The sequence below is a fragment of the Cupriavidus sp. FW305-27 genome (assembly GCF_058787995.1).
Window position 1 is genome coordinate 1 of the sequence record NZ_JBYTAG010000140.1, and the last position, 664, is coordinate 664.

General features: G+C 66.7%; 1 protein-coding gene. It reads right to left on the minus strand.

Features of this window, described 5'->3' with window-relative positions; genetic code table 11:
* Nucleotides 1–661 (minus strand): thiolase family protein (locus tag AC3WRI_RS32905; RefSeq protein WP_492295020.1); only part of this gene is annotated, 661 nt, incomplete at its 3' end.
* Nucleotides 662–664 lie beyond the last annotated feature (3 nt).

A 664-nucleotide genomic window follows, 5' to 3' on the forward strand; every position in this document is an offset into this window, starting at 1 on the left:
TGGCTTCGTCCACTTCGAACATGGCCGTACCGCCCTTCCCTTTGGTCGCCACCCCGGCAATCTGGCCGGTGAATCGCCCGTTCGCCTGCGCCAGCGCGAAATTCCGCTGCGAACGCTCGGCCCAGCGGTCCTGGGCCTCGCGGGTCAGCGCGTAGCGGGCGACAAGGTCCTCGGTATGCCATCCGGAGTGCTCACCGGAGAAGGCGTCAAACAGGCCGTCGTGCAGCATGCTGTCGTACAGGACGGAATCGCCCATGCGTTGACCCCAGCGGCCGGACGGCATCAGGTATGGCGCGCGATCCATGTTTTCCATGCCGCCGGCGATGGCGATATCTACATAGCCGAGCCGTACCTCGTCCGCTGCCGTGGCGATGGCCTGGGCCCCCGAGCCGCAAACGCGGTTGACGGTCATCGCCGGAACCGAAACCGGCAGCCCTGCCCCAATGGCAGCCTGCCGGGCCGGGTTCATGCGGTTGCCGGCCTGGATCACATTTCCGAACACCACGCTGCCGACCTCGCCTGGATCGATTCCCGCCCGTGCCACGGTTGCCCGTATCGCTGCGGCGCCGAGATCAACCGCCGGAACGGCCTTCAGTGAGCCGTTGTAGGCGCCAATGGCGGTGCGCACCGGCTGGCACAGCACGACATCTCTTGCATGCATCGC